Annotated in this window: 17 protein-coding genes; 13 read left to right on the top strand and 4 right to left on the bottom strand. The window is 41.1% G+C overall.

The genetic code is table 11. From position 1 onward, the window contains the following. Positions 1-8: 8 nt before the first annotated feature. From ACWPKD_RS05510 to ACWPKD_RS05495, 4 genes are all read left to right on the top strand, one after another. Complete coding sequence (locus ACWPKD_RS05510) at positions 9-512, top strand: DUF6702 family protein (RefSeq protein ID WP_455411675.1); 504 nt, start codon at positions 9-11, stop codon at positions 510-512. Positions 513-538: 26 nt separating this feature from the next. Then, on the top strand, positions 539-2,815 hold the full coding sequence (locus tag ACWPKD_RS05505) for a M1 family metallopeptidase (protein ID WP_455411674.1): 2,277 nt from the start codon (positions 539-541) through the stop codon (positions 2,813-2,815). A gap of 104 nt (positions 2,816-2,919) precedes the next feature. Next, positions 2,920-3,210 carry a twin-arginine translocase TatA/TatE family subunit gene (locus tag ACWPKD_RS05500; protein ID WP_455411673.1) on the top strand — a complete coding sequence of 97 codons (291 nt, stop codon included), beginning with the start codon at positions 2,920-2,922 and terminating at the stop codon, positions 3,208-3,210. Further along, complete coding sequence (locus tag ACWPKD_RS05495; protein ID WP_455411958.1) at positions 3,210-3,779, top strand: phosphatase PAP2 family protein; 570 nt, start codon at positions 3,210-3,212, stop codon at positions 3,777-3,779. The genes ACWPKD_RS05500 and ACWPKD_RS05495 overlap by 1 nt, the downstream gene beginning before the upstream one ends. Positions 3,780-3,910: 131 nt before the next feature. On the opposite strand, the gene ACWPKD_RS05490 is transcribed toward ACWPKD_RS05495, so the two are convergent. After that, positions 3,911-4,552 carry an O-methyltransferase gene (locus ACWPKD_RS05490; protein WP_455411672.1) on the bottom strand — a complete coding sequence of 214 codons (642 nt, stop codon included), beginning with the start codon at positions 4,550-4,552 and terminating at the stop codon, positions 3,911-3,913. 69 nt (positions 4,553-4,621) lie between these two features. Here ACWPKD_RS05490 and rlmN point away from each other — a divergent pair, with 69 nt between their 5' ends. From rlmN to dnaG, 6 genes are all read left to right on the top strand, one after another. Next, positions 4,622-5,665 carry a 23S rRNA (adenine(2503)-C(2))-methyltransferase RlmN gene (gene rlmN / locus ACWPKD_RS05485; RefSeq protein ID WP_455411671.1) on the top strand — a complete coding sequence of 348 codons (1,044 nt, stop codon included), beginning with the start codon at positions 4,622-4,624 and terminating at the stop codon, positions 5,663-5,665. 42 nt (positions 5,666-5,707) lie between these two features. Further along, positions 5,708-6,688, top strand: coding sequence for a polyprenyl synthetase family protein (locus ACWPKD_RS05480; RefSeq protein WP_455411670.1), 981 nt, complete (start codon positions 5,708-5,710; stop codon positions 6,686-6,688). A gap of 203 nt (positions 6,689-6,891) precedes the next feature. Further along, positions 6,892-7,452: an RNA polymerase sigma factor gene (locus tag ACWPKD_RS05475; protein WP_455411669.1), complete on the top strand. Its 561-nt coding sequence runs from the start codon at positions 6,892-6,894 to the stop codon at positions 7,450-7,452. Further along, positions 7,439-8,119: a hypothetical protein gene (locus ACWPKD_RS05470; RefSeq protein WP_455411668.1), complete on the top strand. Its 681-nt coding sequence runs from the start codon at positions 7,439-7,441 to the stop codon at positions 8,117-8,119. The genes ACWPKD_RS05475 and ACWPKD_RS05470 overlap by 14 nt, the downstream gene beginning before the upstream one ends. A gap of 33 nt (positions 8,120-8,152) precedes the next feature. After that, a complete protein-coding gene (locus ACWPKD_RS05465; RefSeq protein WP_455411667.1) occupies positions 8,153-9,187 on the top strand; it encodes a hypothetical protein in 1,035 nt (344 codons plus the stop codon). A gap of 173 nt (positions 9,188-9,360) precedes the next feature. Further along, a complete protein-coding gene (gene dnaG / locus ACWPKD_RS05460) occupies positions 9,361-11,337 on the top strand; it encodes a DNA primase (protein WP_455411666.1) in 1,977 nt (658 codons plus the stop codon). On the opposite strand, the gene ACWPKD_RS05455 is transcribed toward dnaG, so the two are convergent. Both ACWPKD_RS05455 and nadE read right to left on the bottom strand, forming a co-directional pair. Next, complete coding sequence (locus ACWPKD_RS05455; protein WP_455411665.1) at positions 11,334-11,963, bottom strand: LuxR C-terminal-related transcriptional regulator; 630 nt, start codon at positions 11,961-11,963, stop codon at positions 11,334-11,336. The two genes, dnaG and ACWPKD_RS05455, sit on opposite strands and share 4 nt — an antisense overlap. Before the next feature lie 78 nt (positions 11,964-12,041). Then, complete coding sequence (gene nadE / locus ACWPKD_RS05450; RefSeq protein WP_455411664.1) at positions 12,042-12,848, bottom strand: NAD(+) synthase; 807 nt, start codon at positions 12,846-12,848, stop codon at positions 12,042-12,044. A gap of 90 nt (positions 12,849-12,938) precedes the next feature. On the opposite strand from nadE, the gene gldB reads away from it, so the two are divergent. Genes gldB through ACWPKD_RS05435 form a run of 3 tightly spaced genes read left to right on the top strand, consistent with a single transcriptional unit; the run spans position 12,939 to position 14,842 of the window. Beyond that, on the top strand, positions 12,939-13,898 hold the full coding sequence (gldB, locus tag ACWPKD_RS05445; protein ID WP_455411663.1) for a gliding motility lipoprotein GldB: 960 nt from the start codon (positions 12,939-12,941) through the stop codon (positions 13,896-13,898). Further along, a complete protein-coding gene (gene gldC / locus ACWPKD_RS05440) occupies positions 13,898-14,233 on the top strand; it encodes a gliding motility protein GldC (protein ID WP_455411662.1) in 336 nt (111 codons plus the stop codon). The genes gldB and gldC overlap by 1 nt, the downstream gene beginning before the upstream one ends. A 27-nt stretch (positions 14,234-14,260) precedes the next feature. Continuing rightward, positions 14,261-14,842 (top strand): hypothetical protein, encoded by a 582-nt coding sequence (locus ACWPKD_RS05435; protein ID WP_455411661.1) that lies wholly within the window; start codon positions 14,261-14,263, stop codon positions 14,840-14,842. A 33-nt stretch (positions 14,843-14,875) separates the two neighbouring features. Here the strand turns inward: ACWPKD_RS05435 and yihA are convergent, their stop codons facing one another. Next, positions 14,876-15,493 (bottom strand): ribosome biogenesis GTP-binding protein YihA/YsxC, encoded by a 618-nt coding sequence (gene yihA, locus ACWPKD_RS05430; protein ID WP_455411660.1) that lies wholly within the window; start codon positions 15,491-15,493, stop codon positions 14,876-14,878. Positions 15,494-15,574 lie beyond the last annotated feature (81 nt).

Genomic DNA, 15,574 nt, shown 5'->3' with positions numbered 1-15,574 from the left:
TTTGGCGCATGAAGCCCTTTTTTCAGCGTTTTGTGCCTTTCTTTTTGTTGGTTGTGCTTTGTTCTTTTACATTGCATAAATTTTACGTGGGCGTCTACCAGGTGAATTATGTGCCTAAGAAAAAAGAGCTCCAGATCACAGCTCGGATCTTTATCGACGATCTTGAAAAAGTGCTTGAAAAGAAATACAAAAAGCGTATTTATCTGGCAACACCGAAGGAAATTACAGAAACCGACAACTTGCTGAAAAGCTACCTGAACGAGAAACTCCAAATTAAGATAAATTCGTCACAAAAAACCTTCAAATTTTTAGAAAAAGAGGTTGAAGATAACGTGCTGATTTGCTATCTTACAGCTCCTGTTTCGGAAAAAATAAAAACCCTGTCAGTTTACAATTCCGTTTTGACCGAAATGTTTCCGGATCAGCAAAATATAATGCATGCCAATATAAATGGCAGTAAGAAAACTCTTTTGCTTACCGATAGTGAGCCGGAAGGGAATATTGAATTTTAGACAAATAAAAACGACAACGATATATTATGAAAAAAGCAACCTCAGTTTTTTCGTTAATGGTTCTGGCAGTACCGTTTATGGCATTAGCTCAGGAAACCAAGCCGACTGAAAAAAAACGTGAGAATGGACATTATGACACTAATAAGTTCAGTCAGATGTACCACGAAATGGCAACGCCCAATTCTTATCGTACCGCTTCCGGAGCACCGGGGCCGGCATATTACCAGCAACAGGCGGATTATAAAATCGATGTGGAACTGGACGATAAAAACACTAAACTGTACGGTAAAGAAACGGTAACCTACCATAACAATTCGCCTGAAACCCTGACTTATTTATGGGTGCAGTTGGATCAGAACCAGAAGAAAAGAGGAGGGCAGTCCAATTTGGTTCAGAACGAAAGAATGGATGGTGCGATGTCTCCGGGTGGTTTTGCCAAAAAATTCATGGAAGAAGACTTCGACGGAGGTTTCAATATTGAGTCTGTGACAGATACCAAAGGCAATCCGATGAAGTATGTCATCAATCAAACCATGATGCGTATAGATTTGGACACACCTTTGAAGAAAGGCGAGAAAGTTTCTTTTTCCATCAAATGGTGGTACAACATCAACAATTATATGGTCGACGGAGGTCGTTCAGGATATGAACATTTCGATAAAGACGGCAACAACTTATATGTAATTGCCCAGTTCTATCCGAGAATGGCGGTTTATAATGATGTGGAAGGCTGGCAAAACATGCAGTTCTGGGGTTCCGGAGAGTTTGCGTTGCCGTTTGGGAATTTTGAAGTGAGTATCACTACGCCTGCCGATCACGTTTTGGAAGGAACCGGAGTGTTGCAAAACAGAAAAGATGTTTATTCGGCCGAGCAGGTAAAACGTTATGAATTAGCGGAGAAAACCTATGATAAGCCAGTTGTGATTGTAACTCAGAGCGAAGCTGAAGCAGCTGCCAAAGGTTTTTCGACTAAAAAGAAAACCTGGAAATTTAAGGCTGACAATGTTCGTGATTTTGCATTTTCGACCTCAAGAAAATTCATTTATGATGCGATGGCCGTTAAATTGGAAAACGGTAAAACCGTAATGGCGATATCTTGTTATCCGCCGGAAGCCAACCCGTTATGGGGTGATAATTCAACCCGTGTTGTGGCACATACTTTAAAATCGTATTCAAAATATACATTTGATTATCCTTATCCGAAAGCCATTTCCATTTCTGCAGAAGATCAGGGAATGGAGTATCCGATGATTTGCTGGAACTACGGTCGTCCGGATGAAAATGGTTATATAAGTGACCGTGTGAAATACGGGATGATGGGTGTGATTATCCACGAGGTAGGCCACAATTTCTTCCCGATGATCGTTAATTCCGATGAGCGTCAATGGACCTGGATGGATGAAGGACTGAATACCTTTTTAGAATACCTTACCGAACAGAGCTGGGACAAAAACTTCCCGGCAAACCGTGGCCCAGCCGCTAAAATTGTACCTTATATGAGTGGCGACCAGAAATACCTGGAGCCGATTATGTCCAATTCGGAAACGATCTACAATTTTGGAGCCAACGGCTATTCAAAACCGGCTACCGGATTGAATATTTTACGTGAAACCATTATGGGACACGAGTTGTTCGACCACGCTTTCCGTACGTATGCGCAGCGTTGGAAATTCAAACACCCAACCCCGGAAGACTTTTTCAGAACGATGGAAGATGCTTCGGCTGTAGATTTGGATTGGTTCTGGAGAGGCTGGTTCTATTCAACAGATTATGTAGACATGGGAATTAAAGAAGTGAAACAGTATTTTGTTTCTGAAAACCCGACCAAGCAGGTAACCGAGCAGTTTAACAGAAGAGGCAGAAAAATAAGCGACGCCCAGCCAATGGTGTACATGGTTTCGGAAGCCTCAGAGGATTTCAAACCGGAACTGAAAAAAGCGCTTGAGATTAAAGATGTAAAACTTTTGAGTGACTATATGGCAAAACTTTCTCCGGAAGAGAAAAAAGGCCTGAAGACCCCGAAATATTTTTACGAAGTGGAATTCGACAAATTAGGCGGTATGATGATGCCGGTCATTGTTGAATTACAGTTTGAAGACGGAACAAAAGAAAATCACCATTTCCCGGTACAAATCTGGAGAAAAGGAAATGATACTGCAAAACGTGTTTTCGCTACGGATAAAGCGGTAAAGAAAATCCAATTGGATCCTAAATTGGAAACCGCGGATATCGATGTAACCAACAATGTTTGGCCGAAAGAAGAAGTAAAATCGAAATTCGACGAACTGAGCCAAAACAAATAAAATACAAAAGACCGTCTTTTCAGGCGGTCTTTTTGGTTTTTCATAACACATGGCAAATGAAAACTTTGTAACTTTGCCCTGCTACAATTTGTAACACTACGATTATGTTTGGAATAGGAGGGGGAGAGATTTTCCTGATAATAATGATAGCCTTGATGTTGTTCGGATCGGAAAAGATTCCGGATATCGCGCGTACTTTAGGGAAAGGGATGGCACAACTTAAAAATGCCACCAACGATATTAAAAGCGAAATCCAGAAAAGCGCCGAAATCAACGAACTGAAAGACCTGAATCCGATGAACCAGATTGATTTCACAGCGGATATCAATAAGGAGATCGATAAGGCCAAAGAAGATATCGACGATATGACCGGCCCGATTAAACGCCAGATGTAATTGTGGATAAAATCATTCAACTCGACAAACAGCTTTTTGTCTTTCTGAACGGATTGGGTTCGGAACCCTTTGATGGTCTGTGGTTGCTTATTACCAAACAACTGCACTGGACACCGTTATTTCTTTTTGTTTTTTATCTGTTGTATAAGAAATTGGGTTGGAAGCATCTGCTCTTGATTGCGGTTTCCATTGCTCTTATGATTGCTTTTACGGATCAGGTTACTAACCTTGTCAAAAACGCAGTACAGCGCTTACGTCCCTGCAACGATCTGGAAATAAAAGACATCATCCGAATTGTAAAATCTAGTGATACCTACAGTTATTTTTCAGGACACGCAATGAATTCCATGGCCTCGACGGTGTTTGTGTTTTTTATATTGAGGAAATATTACCGTTACGCCTTTTTACTGTTCCTTTTCCCGCTGATTTTTGCTTACAGCCGAATTTATTTAGGCTTGCATTTTCCAAGTGATATCCTGTCGGGCTATTTGTTTGGGGTTATTGCTGGTTTCGGGTTTTTAAAACTTTACGACATTTTCAGAAGGAAGTATTTTCCGGAAAGCTTATAAATCAAATACTATATTATAAATTAGCCACGAATGCACAAATGAAAAAATAATTTGTGAATCTGTGGCTAATATTTTTTGGGCCTTTTTGCGACTATTTATAGACTGCCTTCTGCCAACTGATTACTGTAATCTTATAAAACGCGGCTCATGGTCAAACCGTCGCGAATAGGTAGCAAAACCGTTTCCACTCTCGGATCGTTTTTCAGGATTTCGTTGTATTCCAATAATACTTTGGTGCTTTTGTCGTTGGCTTTTACTTCTTCCAGTACTTTGCCGCTCCATAGGACGTTATCGGATAAAATCAGGCCGCCTTTGTTCATCATCGGCACAATCATGTTGAAGTAATTGATATAGTTTTCCTTGTCCGCATCAATGAAAACCAAGTCGAACTTTTTATTTAAGTTCGGAATAATTTCCAAAGCGTTCCCCAAATGCTGGTGAATCTGGTTGCCCCAAGCCGATTCGTCAAAATACTTCCGTTGGAAATCGAACAGTTCTTCGTTGTTGTCGATGGTGTCCAGGGTTCCGTTTTCGGTTAGTCCTTCCGCTAGGCATAAAGCCGCATAGCCGGTATAGGTTCCGATTTCGAGGATAGCAGTCGGACGCGTCAGTTTCGACATCAAACTTAAAAACCGTCCCTGAAAGTGCCCGCTCAGCATTCTGGGTTGTAATATTTTCTGATGGGTTTCCTTATTTAGGCGTGCCAGCAATTCCGGTTCGTTTTCGGTATGCAGGGCTACGTAGTCTTCTAAAGCTTCGGATATAAAGTGCATAGTTCTGTTTTTTACAAAATTACAAATAACCCTACAATCAAATTCACAAATTGTAAGTAACTTTGCGCCATGCAAACGGAAAAGAAAGACATACGCGCATTAACCAAAGACCAGTTACGTGATTTTTTTGTGGCCAACGGCGATAAAGCCTTCCGGGGCAATCAGGTGTACGAATGGTTGTGGCACAAACGCGCGCATAAGTTTGAGGACATGACCAATATTTCCAAACACACGCGTGAAATGCTGGAAGCGAATTTCGTAATCAACCATATTAAAGTAGATACGATGCAGCGCAGTTCCGACGGTACCGTAAAAAACGCCGTTCGTTTGCATGACGATTTAATCGTGGAATCCGTTTTAATTCCTACTGAAACAAGAACCACTGCTTGTGTTTCCAGTCAGGTGGGCTGTAGTCTTGATTGTAATTTTTGCGCTACGGCAAGGCTGAAACGGATGCGTAACCTGAATCCGGATGAGATTTACGATCAGGTGGCCGCCATTGACAGTGAAAGCCGTTTGTATTACGACAGACCGTTGTCGAATATCGTTTTCATGGGCATGGGCGAACCGCTGATGAATTATCCCAACGTGATGAAAGCGATAGAAAAAATCACTTCACCGGAAGGATTGGGCATGTCGCCGAAACGTATCACGGTTTCCACATCTGGAGTTTCCAAGATGATTAAAAAGATGGCCGATGATGAGGTGAAATTCAAACTGGCGGTATCCCTGCATTCCGCGATTGAAGAAATCCGAAACGACATCATGCCGTTCACCAAAAGTTTCCCGTTGACCGAATTGCGTGAAGCACTGGAATATTGGTACAAGAAGACCAAAAGCAAAGTGACTTACGAATACGTGGTCTGGAAAGGCATCAATGACGATAAAAAATCAATTGACGCCTTGGTGAAATTCTGCAAATACGTTCCGTGTAAAGTCAATTTAATCGAATACAACCCGATTGACGACGGTCACTTCCAACAGGCTTCTCAAAAAGCCATCGAAGATTATATTATTGCCCTGGAACGAAACGACATCGTAGTAAAAGTGCGTCGCAGCCGCGGAAAAGATATCGATGCCGCCTGTGGTCAGCTGGCTAACAAAGAAGCTTAAGTGTAGCTGTTTTTCTGCAAAGAATTAGCTATATTTGGGCAGATGAAAATCGTAGAGCAAATAAAGCAGCCTATATTGGATGAAATGGAACTTTTCGAAACAAAGTTCCGCGATTCGATGTCTTCTAAAGTGGCGCTTTTAAACCGGATTACCCATTATATCGTAAACCGCAAGGGGAAACAGATGCGTCCGATGTTTGTTTTCTTAACGGCCAAAATGGTGTCCGGCGGAACGGTAAACGAGCGAACCTATCGCGGAGCGGCAGTAATCGAATTGATCCATACCGCAACCTTGGTTCACGACGATGTGGTGGACGACAGCAACAAACGCCGCGGTTTTTTCTCCATCAACGCTTTGTGGAAAAACAAAATTGCCGTTTTGGTCGGGGATTTTCTGCTTTCCAAAGGTTTGTTGCTTTCCATAGATAATAACGATTTCGACCTGCTGAAGATTATTTCTGTTGCCGTTCGCGAGATGAGTGAAGGCGAATTGCTTCAGATTGAAAAAGCCCGCCGCTTGGATATTACCGAAGACGTGTATTACGAAATCATCCGTCAGAAAACCGCAACCCTGATTGCCGCATGCTGTTCCTTAGGAGCCTGCGCCGTTAAACCGGAAGATACGGAAGTCGTAGAGAGAATGCGTAAATTCGGGGAGCTGATCGGGATGGCCTTTCAGATCAAAGACGATTTATTCGATTATACCGACGACGCCATCGGAAAACCAACCGGCATCGACATCAAGGAACAGAAAATGACCTTGCCGCTGATTTATGCGTTGAACAATTGTACGTCCAAAGAAAAAAATTGGGTGATCAACTCGGTTAAAAACCACAACAAAGACAAAAAACGTGTTCGCGAAGTGATCCAGTTCGTAAAAGACAAAAACGGATTGGGCTACGCCGAACAGAAAATGGTGCAATTCCAGCAACAAGCCCTTCAGCTGATACAGGATTTCCCTGATTCGCCCTATAAAGAATCCCTTATTTTGATGGTGAATTACGTGATTGAACGAAAAAAATAGTTTTACTACGTCAATTCGTTACACTCGGGTCAGTCACAGTTTTCAGTATTAGGATAATGAATTGAGTTTCGTAATTCGTAATTTGCAATTCGTAATTAATATTTTTTTTTACCCCCATGCAACTATTTTACCACTTCAATCGTCTATGCTAATAGAAGTCGGTTAGTAATACTGTTTTTGGACTTCAGAACTTAAAAAAAGGAATGAAAGTAATTCACTTACATCAGGACGAAAAAGAAACGATCCGTTTGGCTGTCGAAAATAATCGACACGCACAACATCAGCTCTATTCTCAGTTCGCGCCAAAGATGTTAAGTGTTTGCCGACAGTATATAAAAGACATTCATCAGGCGGAAGATATCATGATTACGGCCTTTATGAAAGTTTTCGGAAATCTGAAAAATTTCGAGCACAAAGGCAGTTTTGAAGGATGGATCCGCAGGATTATGGTAAACGAGTGCATTTCTTTTTTACGGGTGCAGAAGCAGGTGCGGTTTGCCGAAGACGAAACGTTTTTCGAAGAACGCTTCAACAATATTGAAAGCCATTTTTCGGTGGAAGATATTCAGCTGTTGATCGATAGTCTTCCGGACGGCTATCGAATGGTGTTCAACCTTTATGCGATTGAAGGCTATAAGCATCAGGAAATTGCCGAGATGTTGGGCATCAGCGAAGGGACCTCGAAATCACAATTGTCACACGCCCGAAAAATGCTTCAGGAGCAAATTAACAAACAAAAAAACTATGTGTATGGAACCGAATAGAATGGAGGAAGCGTTTAGAAAGAAGCTGAATGAAAGGGAGATACAACCTTCAGGCGCAGCGTGGGATCGCTTGGATGCGATGCTTTCGGTAGCCGAAGAAAGTAAGCCAAAGCGCAGTTTGACCTGGCTTTATGTGGCGGCAGGTGTGGCAGTTTTTTTTGCAGTAGGTTCGTTTTTGTTTCAGCAGGAAAAGGCAAACACAACAGTGTCACCAAATGTAAACGACGCGGTGGTAAATACGGATACCGCGACTAAAACAGAAAATACTTCCGAAGATTCAAATATCGTTGCGCCTGCTGTTTTTGAAGAAGGAGCCCAAAACGAAGCAATTGCGGAAAGTCGTCAAAATGGTTCAGTAAAAGTTGTAAAACAGGACAATACTACCGCTAAGTCATCAGTATTACCGCAACAGCAATTTAAAAAAGAAGCCGTTGCAAGTACGGAACCTAAAACAAATGAGGTTCAAAAGACAACGCCGGAACCGGAAAAAATGCTGGCGGTAAATGAAGCGCCGAAAGAAAAGCCTAAAGTAAAAGTAAACGCCAATTCGTTATTGTCATCGGTGGAAGGCGAACTGAATGAGGAATTCAGGGAAACCACTTTAGATAAAATCAAAAAGAATTTCAAAACGGTCAAAACGGCCGTGGCCAACAGGAATTACGAGTAACAATCAATAATCGAACAGTTAAATTTTTAAATCATGCAGAAAATTATTTTTTATGTAGCGGTATCGTTATGTCTTTTTGTGAACAAACTGACCGCTCAGGAAACCTTTGAAAGTAGAGCTAAAGTTATTGCTCAGAACATTGAGAGAATCACCAATGAAGAGAAGCAAATCTTAAAAGAGCGCGTAGAAACAATCAATAGACAACTTGAATCCGGAAACGTAACGCAGGAAGAGGCTGATAAGATGAAAATGGAAGCGGCGACTGCTCAGGCTAAGAAAATTGAAGACCGGGTTGCCATGGAGCAGGCAAAACTAAACGAACTGGTTATGGAGAAAGTGGATGGTGGGATTTCGGATACGACTAAAACCAAGAAAAGACATTTTGCTATCAGATTTCTTAGCTCGGAAAAAGAACCTGGTATGGAGCGAAGAACCACCACCCAATTTGTGTTGGCCGGAGGATTTAATAACCTGGTAACAAACGGAGCCGTGGCAAATTCAGATTTCGGTTATGGGAGATCGTCTTTTTTCGAATGGGGAATAACGCGAAGAACACGTTTGGGAAAATTTGGCAGCCCTTTACATTTTAAATACGGTTTTTCATTCATGTACAATACGATTAAGCCTACGGATAACCGCTATTTTGTTGATAACGGAGAAGAGACGGTTTTGGAGACTTATCCGATCTATTTACGAAAAAAAGGGAGTTATTTTAAAAATGTATATTTTGCAATTCCGGTGCATTTAGAATTTGATTTTTCTAAAAAAACCATTAAGGACGGGGTAACACAGTATAAATCGCATTCAGGTTTCCGTTTTGGTGTGGGAGGGTTTGTAGGCTATAATACCAATTCAAAACAGTTTCTGGTTTATAATGTAGAAGGTTATAAAATCAAAGAACGCCAAAAAGGGGATTGGAATGTAAACGACTGGAATTACGGATTGAGTACTTATGTGGGGTGGAAAGAAACCAGTTTGTATCTTAAATACGATTTGAATCCTTTGTTTAAAGACAATCCGGTGGATCAGCACAATGTTTCCCTGGGCATCCGTTTCGATATGAATTAATTTGGGATAGTTTTTATACTTTTTTAGAAGGTGTTTCGAAAGAGGCGCCTTTTTTTGTATTAAGCGTTGAAAGGTTTAACTAGTTGGTTTATTTGGTTATTTGAGTAATGAAAAATTTCAGAAATTCTGTTTAAACTTTGGAACTTTGTATCTTTGGAACTTTGCCACTGAAAATGATATCACAAAGCACCATAGAAACCGTATTTGAAACCGCCCGAGTTGAGGAGGTAATTGGTGATTTTGTCCAGTTGAAGCGAGCGGGAAGCAATTTGAAAGGCTTGAGCCCGTTTTCCAACGAAAAGTCGCCTTCTTTTATGGTGTCGCCTGTGAAACAAATCTGGAAAGACTTCAGTTCCGGAAAAGGAGGAAACGCCGTGACGTTCTTAATGGAGCACGAGCATTTTTCGTATCCGGAAGCCATTCGTTATCTGGCCAAAAAATACAACATCGAAATTGAAGAAGATGTGCAAAGTGATGAGGCCAGAGCCGAAGCCAGCGAGAAGGAAAGTATGTATCTGGTGTCTGAATTTGCCCAAAAATATTTCCATTCGACCTTGCTGAATACCGATGAAGGAAAAGCGATTGGGTATTCTTATTTCAAAGAGCGTGGTTTTACCAAGGATACGATTGAGAAATTCGGTTTAGGTTATTCGCCGGAAACCTGGGATGCCTTAACCATGGAAGCGCTTGGTAAAGGTTATAAGCTGGAATATTTGGACAAAACCGGACTAACGATTGTTAAAGACGACAAGCAATTCGATCGTTTCAAAGGCCGTGTGATGTTTCCGATTCAAAGTATGTCGGGGCGTGTTTTAGGGTTTGGAGGCCGTATTCTTACCAATGACAAAAAAGCAGCCAAATACGTCAATTCACCGGAAAGTGACATCTATCATAAAAGTAAAGTTCTCTACGGAATTTATCATGCCAAACAAGCCATCGCAAAACTTGATAACTGTTTTTTGGTGGAAGGGTATACCGATGTGATTCAGTTGTATCAGGCCGGGATAGAAAATGTCGTGGCTTCTTCAGGGACCGCTTTAACCCCGGACCAGATTCGTCTGGTGAACCGCCTTACCCGAAACATTACCGTGCTTTTTGACGGCGATGCGGCCGGTTTGCGCGCGTCCATCCGTGGAATCGACCTGATTCTGGAGGAAGGGATGAATGTGAAAGTCTGTACCTTTCCCGATGGCGAAGATCCGGACAGTTTTGCCAAGAAAACCCCTTATGATGAATTGGTGAGCTACCTGAGTGAAAACGCCATGGATTTTATCCAGTTCAAGGCATCGTTACTGATGAAGGAAGCCAAAAACGATCCGATCAAAAAGGCTGAACTCATTCGGGACATGGTTGCCAGTATTTCCAGAATTCCGGATAAAATCAAGCGTGAAATCTATATCCAGGAATGTTCTCGGATTATGGATATTTCCGAAGATGTGCTTTTTAATACTTTAGCGCAGTTACTTCAGAAAGACATCCAGGAAGCCGGAAAAAAACTAAAGCCCGAACAGAAGGCATTTGAGGTAGTAAAAACCGAGGATTTTCAGCAGAACGCTAAAATTGATGTGCTTTATGAACTGGAGCGTAAGATCATTGAAATCCTTTTGCTTTACGGAACGGTGGAAGATGAATTTGAGGATGTTCTTTTAAAAGCCAACGAAGAAGGGGAAGCTGTTGAGGTGAAAGAAATGAATACGTATAAAGTCTATCAACGTATTTACCTGAGCTTGCAGGAAGATGAGGTGGAATTGGCGAATCCGTTGTTCAGGGCGATTTACAATGACCTGATCAATTATTTCCATCAGCATGAAACCTTTGAACTGGAGCAGTATTTAATGCGTCTGGAGCCGACACTGGCACAGGAAGTAACCCATATTTTAATGGAAGAAGAGCGTGATCTGCTGCACAATTGGGAAGCGCAACAAATCATCGTAAAACAAAAAAACCAAACGGTAAGTCAATACGTTTCAGAAACAATATTGACTTTACGCTGGTTTTTAGTGGATAAGATTATCAACGAACTTAAAAACAGTCTGTCTGCCGAACCTGAAGCAGATAATTCCGAAGCACTGTCAATGGCTATGGAATACTACAAGCTGATCAATTCGTTTTCGTCCAAATTAGGTAGAGTAATGTCTCGCTATAGTTAAACGATTTCCAAAGCTTTTGCCTTGTTTACTAAATCTACCAAATTGGTTACATGCAGTTTGGTCAGTAATCGCAATTTGTAGGTACTGATCGTTTTTTCGTTTAGTGTAAGTAATTTGGCAATTTCCTTGTTTTTCTTACCGTCGCTTAAGTAGCGTAATACCTCGATTTCACGGGAGGAAAGTTTGCGGTACAAACGGTCTGATTTTTTTCCTTTGTTCAGTAAAGCCAGGTTTTTCTTCACGGCTTCGCTGAAAACCACATGTCCTTCGTTTACTTTTTTGATAGCGCTCTCTAAATCTTCCATTTTGGAATTTTTATGAACGTAAGCTGAAACACCAGCTTTTAAGGCATTTGGAGCATAAATTTGCTCGCCCAGATTGGTGAATACCACAAATTTGCTGTCTGAATATTCGCGAATCAGCGATTTTACCAGATTGATGCTGGTTAAACCTTCCAATTCAAGATCCAGGACTACGATATCCACGGCTTTCTTTTTTAGTAATTCGTCCAGGTCGTCTAAATTACTAACCACTCCTACAAAATTTACAGTCAAACTGTCTTTGAAGTAGGATTTCACCCCATGATGCACCACAGGATGGTTGTCTGCTAAACACACTCTAATCATTTCACGTAGTTTTTTAATAGTAATTGTCTGTAAAATTACTAAAAAAATACAATATACTGATAATCAATGATAAGAAATTTATTTCAATTCGTTAGGAATGTCACAAACTGGTATAGGAATCATCTTATGTTGGTTGATTGTGTTAAGTTTGTTGTAAATCTTAAACACTTCCTTTTCGCGACCAGTAAAATTGTCTTCGGTTTTACCGGCTGCCACGGCATCCATTGCAGCTTCCAATTCGTCGTAGCTGGCCCCTAATTGGTCTTCGTCACTTCGGTCGTCCCCAAAAAGGCCGTCGGTGGGTTTGGCAGCTAAGATACTGTCCGGAACGGCTACATATTTAGCTAATTGACGTACTTCGCTCTTGACAAGATCTGCAATCGGGCTGATATCAACCCCGCCATCGCCGTATTTTGTAAAGAAGCCCACGCCAAAATCTTCAACTTTATTTCCGGTTCCGGCTACCAATGCGGAATGTAGCCCGGCAAAATAATACAGGGTCGTCATGCGCAAACGGGCACGGGTGTTGGCAAGCGTAAGGTTAAGTGTAGCCTCGTTATCAGAACTTGGTACTTCGGTTTTAAATTCTTCAAAAACTGGGGTTAAATCTGCAATAACACTGGAAACATTGTCAAAGCGTTTTTTTAACTGTTCAATGTGTTCCTGGCCTCTTGATATTTGTGAATGCTGTTGGTGAATGGGCATTTCCACGCACAAAGTCGGTAATCCGGTCTGAGCACAAAGTGTTGAAGTTAGTGCCGAATCAATTCCGCCGGAGATGCCCACAACAAATCCCTTTACTTTTGCGTTTGATGCATAATCGCGTAGCCAATTAACAATGTGAGTGTTGATTTTATCTGCCTGAAAAGTGTTTGCCTTTGCCATACTATTTTTTATGAAGATTTTATAAAAACTCTAGCGTATATTTGCGCCGGTTTTGATGCCATAAAAATATAAATTTTTTGATTAACGACTATGAAGAAGTACCTGTTGCTTTTTGTTTTTGCTGCCTTTGTGACTTCCTGTAAAAAAGAAGATAAAGTAACCGAAGCTGTAGCGGCTATACCTGTAAAGATGAAAATCGAACGTTTTGACAAGCTCTTTTACGAGTCAAAACCGGAAGATTTAGCCGGGCTGAAATCAAAATACCCGTTCTTTTTTCCGGCCGGGAATCCCGATACGGTTTGGACCAACAAACTTGCCAATCCGTTATTGCGTGAATTGTACGGAGAAGTTAAGAAGAAATTCCCTAACAACGATGCCTTCGAAAATGATCTGGAAGATTTGTTTAAACGCATCCAATATTATTATCCGGAATACAAAACGCCAAAAGTGATCACCCTGATCTCGGAAGTAGATACCGATGCCAAAGCCATTTATGCCGACAGTTTAGTGCTGATTTCATTAGATACCTATCTTGGTAAAGACCATCGTTTTTATGAAGGTTTTCCTAAATACCAGCGTCAGGGCTTTGAACCTTCTCAGATGTTGCCGGATCTGGTAGCCAGTTTTTCCTTAGGGAAGATTGCGCCGCCAAAGGACAGGACTTTATTGGCTCAGATGGTTTATTTCGGGAAAGAGCTTTACATGAAAGATATGTTGCTGCCGGATGCTACAGATGCTGCCAAAATTGAATATACGGAAGAGCAAATCAAATGGTGCCAGGAAAATGAAAGTGAAATGTGGCGTTATTTTATTGAAAACAAAGTGCTTTTTGATACCGATACCAAATTGATGCAGCGTTTTGTTTCCGTTGGGCCTTATTCTAAATTTTATTTGGAAATCGATGCGGAATCCCCTGGCCGTGTCGGGCAATGGATAGGCTGGCAGATTGTTCGTTCTTATATGGATAACAATGATGTAACCCTGCAGAAAATGTTAGCGATGGATGCTAAGGAAATCTTTGAAAATTCTAAATACAAACCTAAAAAATAATGTCAAAAACTATTAAATCCGAAATACGACTAACGGTTGAATTAGACGAAAACCGCGTACCGGAAAAATTATCCTGGACGGCCAAAGACGGTGGCGTTGATAAAGAAGAAGCCAAAGCGATGTTGTTGTCGATTTGGGATAGCAAAGTTCAGGAAACCCTGCGCATCGATTTGTGGACCAAAGACATGCCGGTGGATGAAATGAAGGTATTTTTTCACCAGACGCTTGTTGCGATGGCCGATACCTACCACCGTGCTACCGAAGACGAAAAAATGACCGCAACCATGCGCGATTTCTGTGATTATTTTGCAGAAAAACTAGACCTCAAAAAATAACCACTTAACCTATTAATATATTTATACATGAGAAAAATCCTTTCTTTAGGAGTTCTGATGGCATTCGTTATGGCTTCTTGTAGCAGTGACGACAGTACTTCTGATGCTTCACAAAGCTGTACTTCAACCATCCCTTTCTTACAAACCGGAAAAGTGTTGAACTATAATATGACACAATTCGGTTTTCCATCCGGAACCATGAAGCTTACCTTTGGGGATTGCAACGGATCGGGATTTCTGGTGAATAGAAAAATACTTAATACAGCTGGTGATCAGATTTCTGCCTCTACAGATTTGATGAAGCAGGACGGTGATTTCCTTTTGGTGGATTCAAGTAATAATGGGGATTATTTTTCCAAAACGTATAAAAAGAATGCAACATTGGGTCAGACATGGCAATATACACGACCTGACAATTCCGTTGTGACGCATGAGGTTGTGGATATTGATTCTCTTATAACGGTTCCTGCGGGGACTTTTCACTGTAAAGTGTTCAAGTATACAACAACTTCTGCCATAAACGAATCACATATTTTCTGGCATGATGAGATTGGTAATATCAAAGAAGACGGAGGATTCTTTACGATGGAGTTAAGCTCCTACAACTAATAAAAAAGCAACCAAAATGGTTGCTTTTTTATTTTATAATTGATTGTTTTTAAACAAATCGTCATTTACCTGATCAATGAATTCCAACAGTGGTTCCCTTCCGATTTCTTCAGAAGAAGAAGTTACGAAATACTGCGGCATTTCTTCCCAGTTGTTGGCTAATAAGGCTTTTCGGTAAGCGGCCACGTGTTGGTCTATTTTGCCTCGGCTTATTTTGTCGGCCTTAGTGAAAATGATGCAGAACGGTACGCCGGTTTCGCCTAAATAAGTGATGAATTCCAAATCGATTTTCTGGGCTTCGTGACGGATGTCAACCAATACAAAAGCACAAACCAATTGCTCGCGCTGTTCAAAATAATCCGTGATGAACTTCTGGAAGGTCTCTTTGGTTTTCTTGGAAACCCTTGCGTAACCATAACCCGGTAAATCGACCAAGAACCAGTTGGAATTGATTTTGAAATGGTTGATAAGTTGGGTTTTTCCCGGTTTTCCGGAAGTTTTTGCCAAATTTTTATGGTTGGTCAACATGTTGATCAACGACGATTTTCCTACGTTGGAACGGCCAATGAAAGCATATTCCGGAAGCGGTTCTTTCGGGCATTTGCTCACTTCGGAATTGCTGATGATAAATTCGGCGGTATTGATTTTCATATGTCTCAGTTTTTTTTAAAGGTCATATGGTATCGCATTTCTTGTTGCTTTTGCTTTCGCAAAGATTTATTTTGTGCGATT

The sequence above is a fragment of the Flavobacterium pedocola genome (assembly GCF_053764385.1).
This window is presented reverse-complemented; position numbering and strand designations above follow the sequence as displayed.

Excerpts from the sequence above, each read along its gene's own strand:
- ACWPKD_RS05490 (WP_455411672.1), bottom strand. The coding sequence starts at position 4,552 with ATGCACTTTATATCCGAAGCTTTAGAAGACTACGTAGCCCTGCATACC.
- dnaG (WP_455411666.1), top strand. The coding sequence starts at position 9,361 with ATGATATCACAAAGCACCATAGAAACCGTATTTGAAACCGCCCGAGTT.
- rlmN (WP_455411671.1), top strand. The coding sequence starts at position 4,622 with ATGCAAACGGAAAAGAAAGACATACGCGCATTAACCAAAGACCAGTTA.
- ACWPKD_RS05470 (WP_455411668.1), top strand. The coding sequence starts at position 7,439 with ATGGAACCGAATAGAATGGAGGAAGCGTTTAGAAAGAAGCTGAATGAA.
- ACWPKD_RS05475 (WP_455411669.1), top strand. The coding sequence starts at position 6,892 with ATGAAAGTAATTCACTTACATCAGGACGAAAAAGAAACGATCCGTTTG.
- ACWPKD_RS05435 (WP_455411661.1), top strand. The coding sequence starts at position 14,261 with ATGAGAAAAATCCTTTCTTTAGGAGTTCTGATGGCATTCGTTATGGCT.
- ACWPKD_RS05465 (WP_455411667.1), top strand. The coding sequence starts at position 8,153 with ATGCAGAAAATTATTTTTTATGTAGCGGTATCGTTATGTCTTTTTGTG.
- gldC (WP_455411662.1), top strand. The coding sequence starts at position 13,898 with ATGTCAAAAACTATTAAATCCGAAATACGACTAACGGTTGAATTAGAC.
- ACWPKD_RS05500 (WP_455411673.1), top strand. The coding sequence starts at position 2,920 with ATGTTTGGAATAGGAGGGGGAGAGATTTTCCTGATAATAATGATAGCC.
- ACWPKD_RS05455 (WP_455411665.1), bottom strand. The coding sequence starts at position 11,963 with ATGATTAGAGTGTGTTTAGCAGACAACCATCCTGTGGTGCATCATGGG.
- nadE (WP_455411664.1), bottom strand. The coding sequence starts at position 12,848 with ATGGCAAAGGCAAACACTTTTCAGGCAGATAAAATCAACACTCACATT.
- ACWPKD_RS05505 (WP_455411674.1), top strand. The coding sequence starts at position 539 with ATGAAAAAAGCAACCTCAGTTTTTTCGTTAATGGTTCTGGCAGTACCG.
- ACWPKD_RS05510 (WP_455411675.1), top strand. The coding sequence starts at position 9 with ATGAAGCCCTTTTTTCAGCGTTTTGTGCCTTTCTTTTTGTTGGTTGTG.
- ACWPKD_RS05480 (WP_455411670.1), top strand. The coding sequence starts at position 5,708 with ATGAAAATCGTAGAGCAAATAAAGCAGCCTATATTGGATGAAATGGAA.
- yihA (WP_455411660.1), bottom strand. The coding sequence starts at position 15,493 with ATGAAAATCAATACCGCCGAATTTATCATCAGCAATTCCGAAGTGAGC.
- gldB (WP_455411663.1), top strand. The coding sequence starts at position 12,939 with ATGAAGAAGTACCTGTTGCTTTTTGTTTTTGCTGCCTTTGTGACTTCC.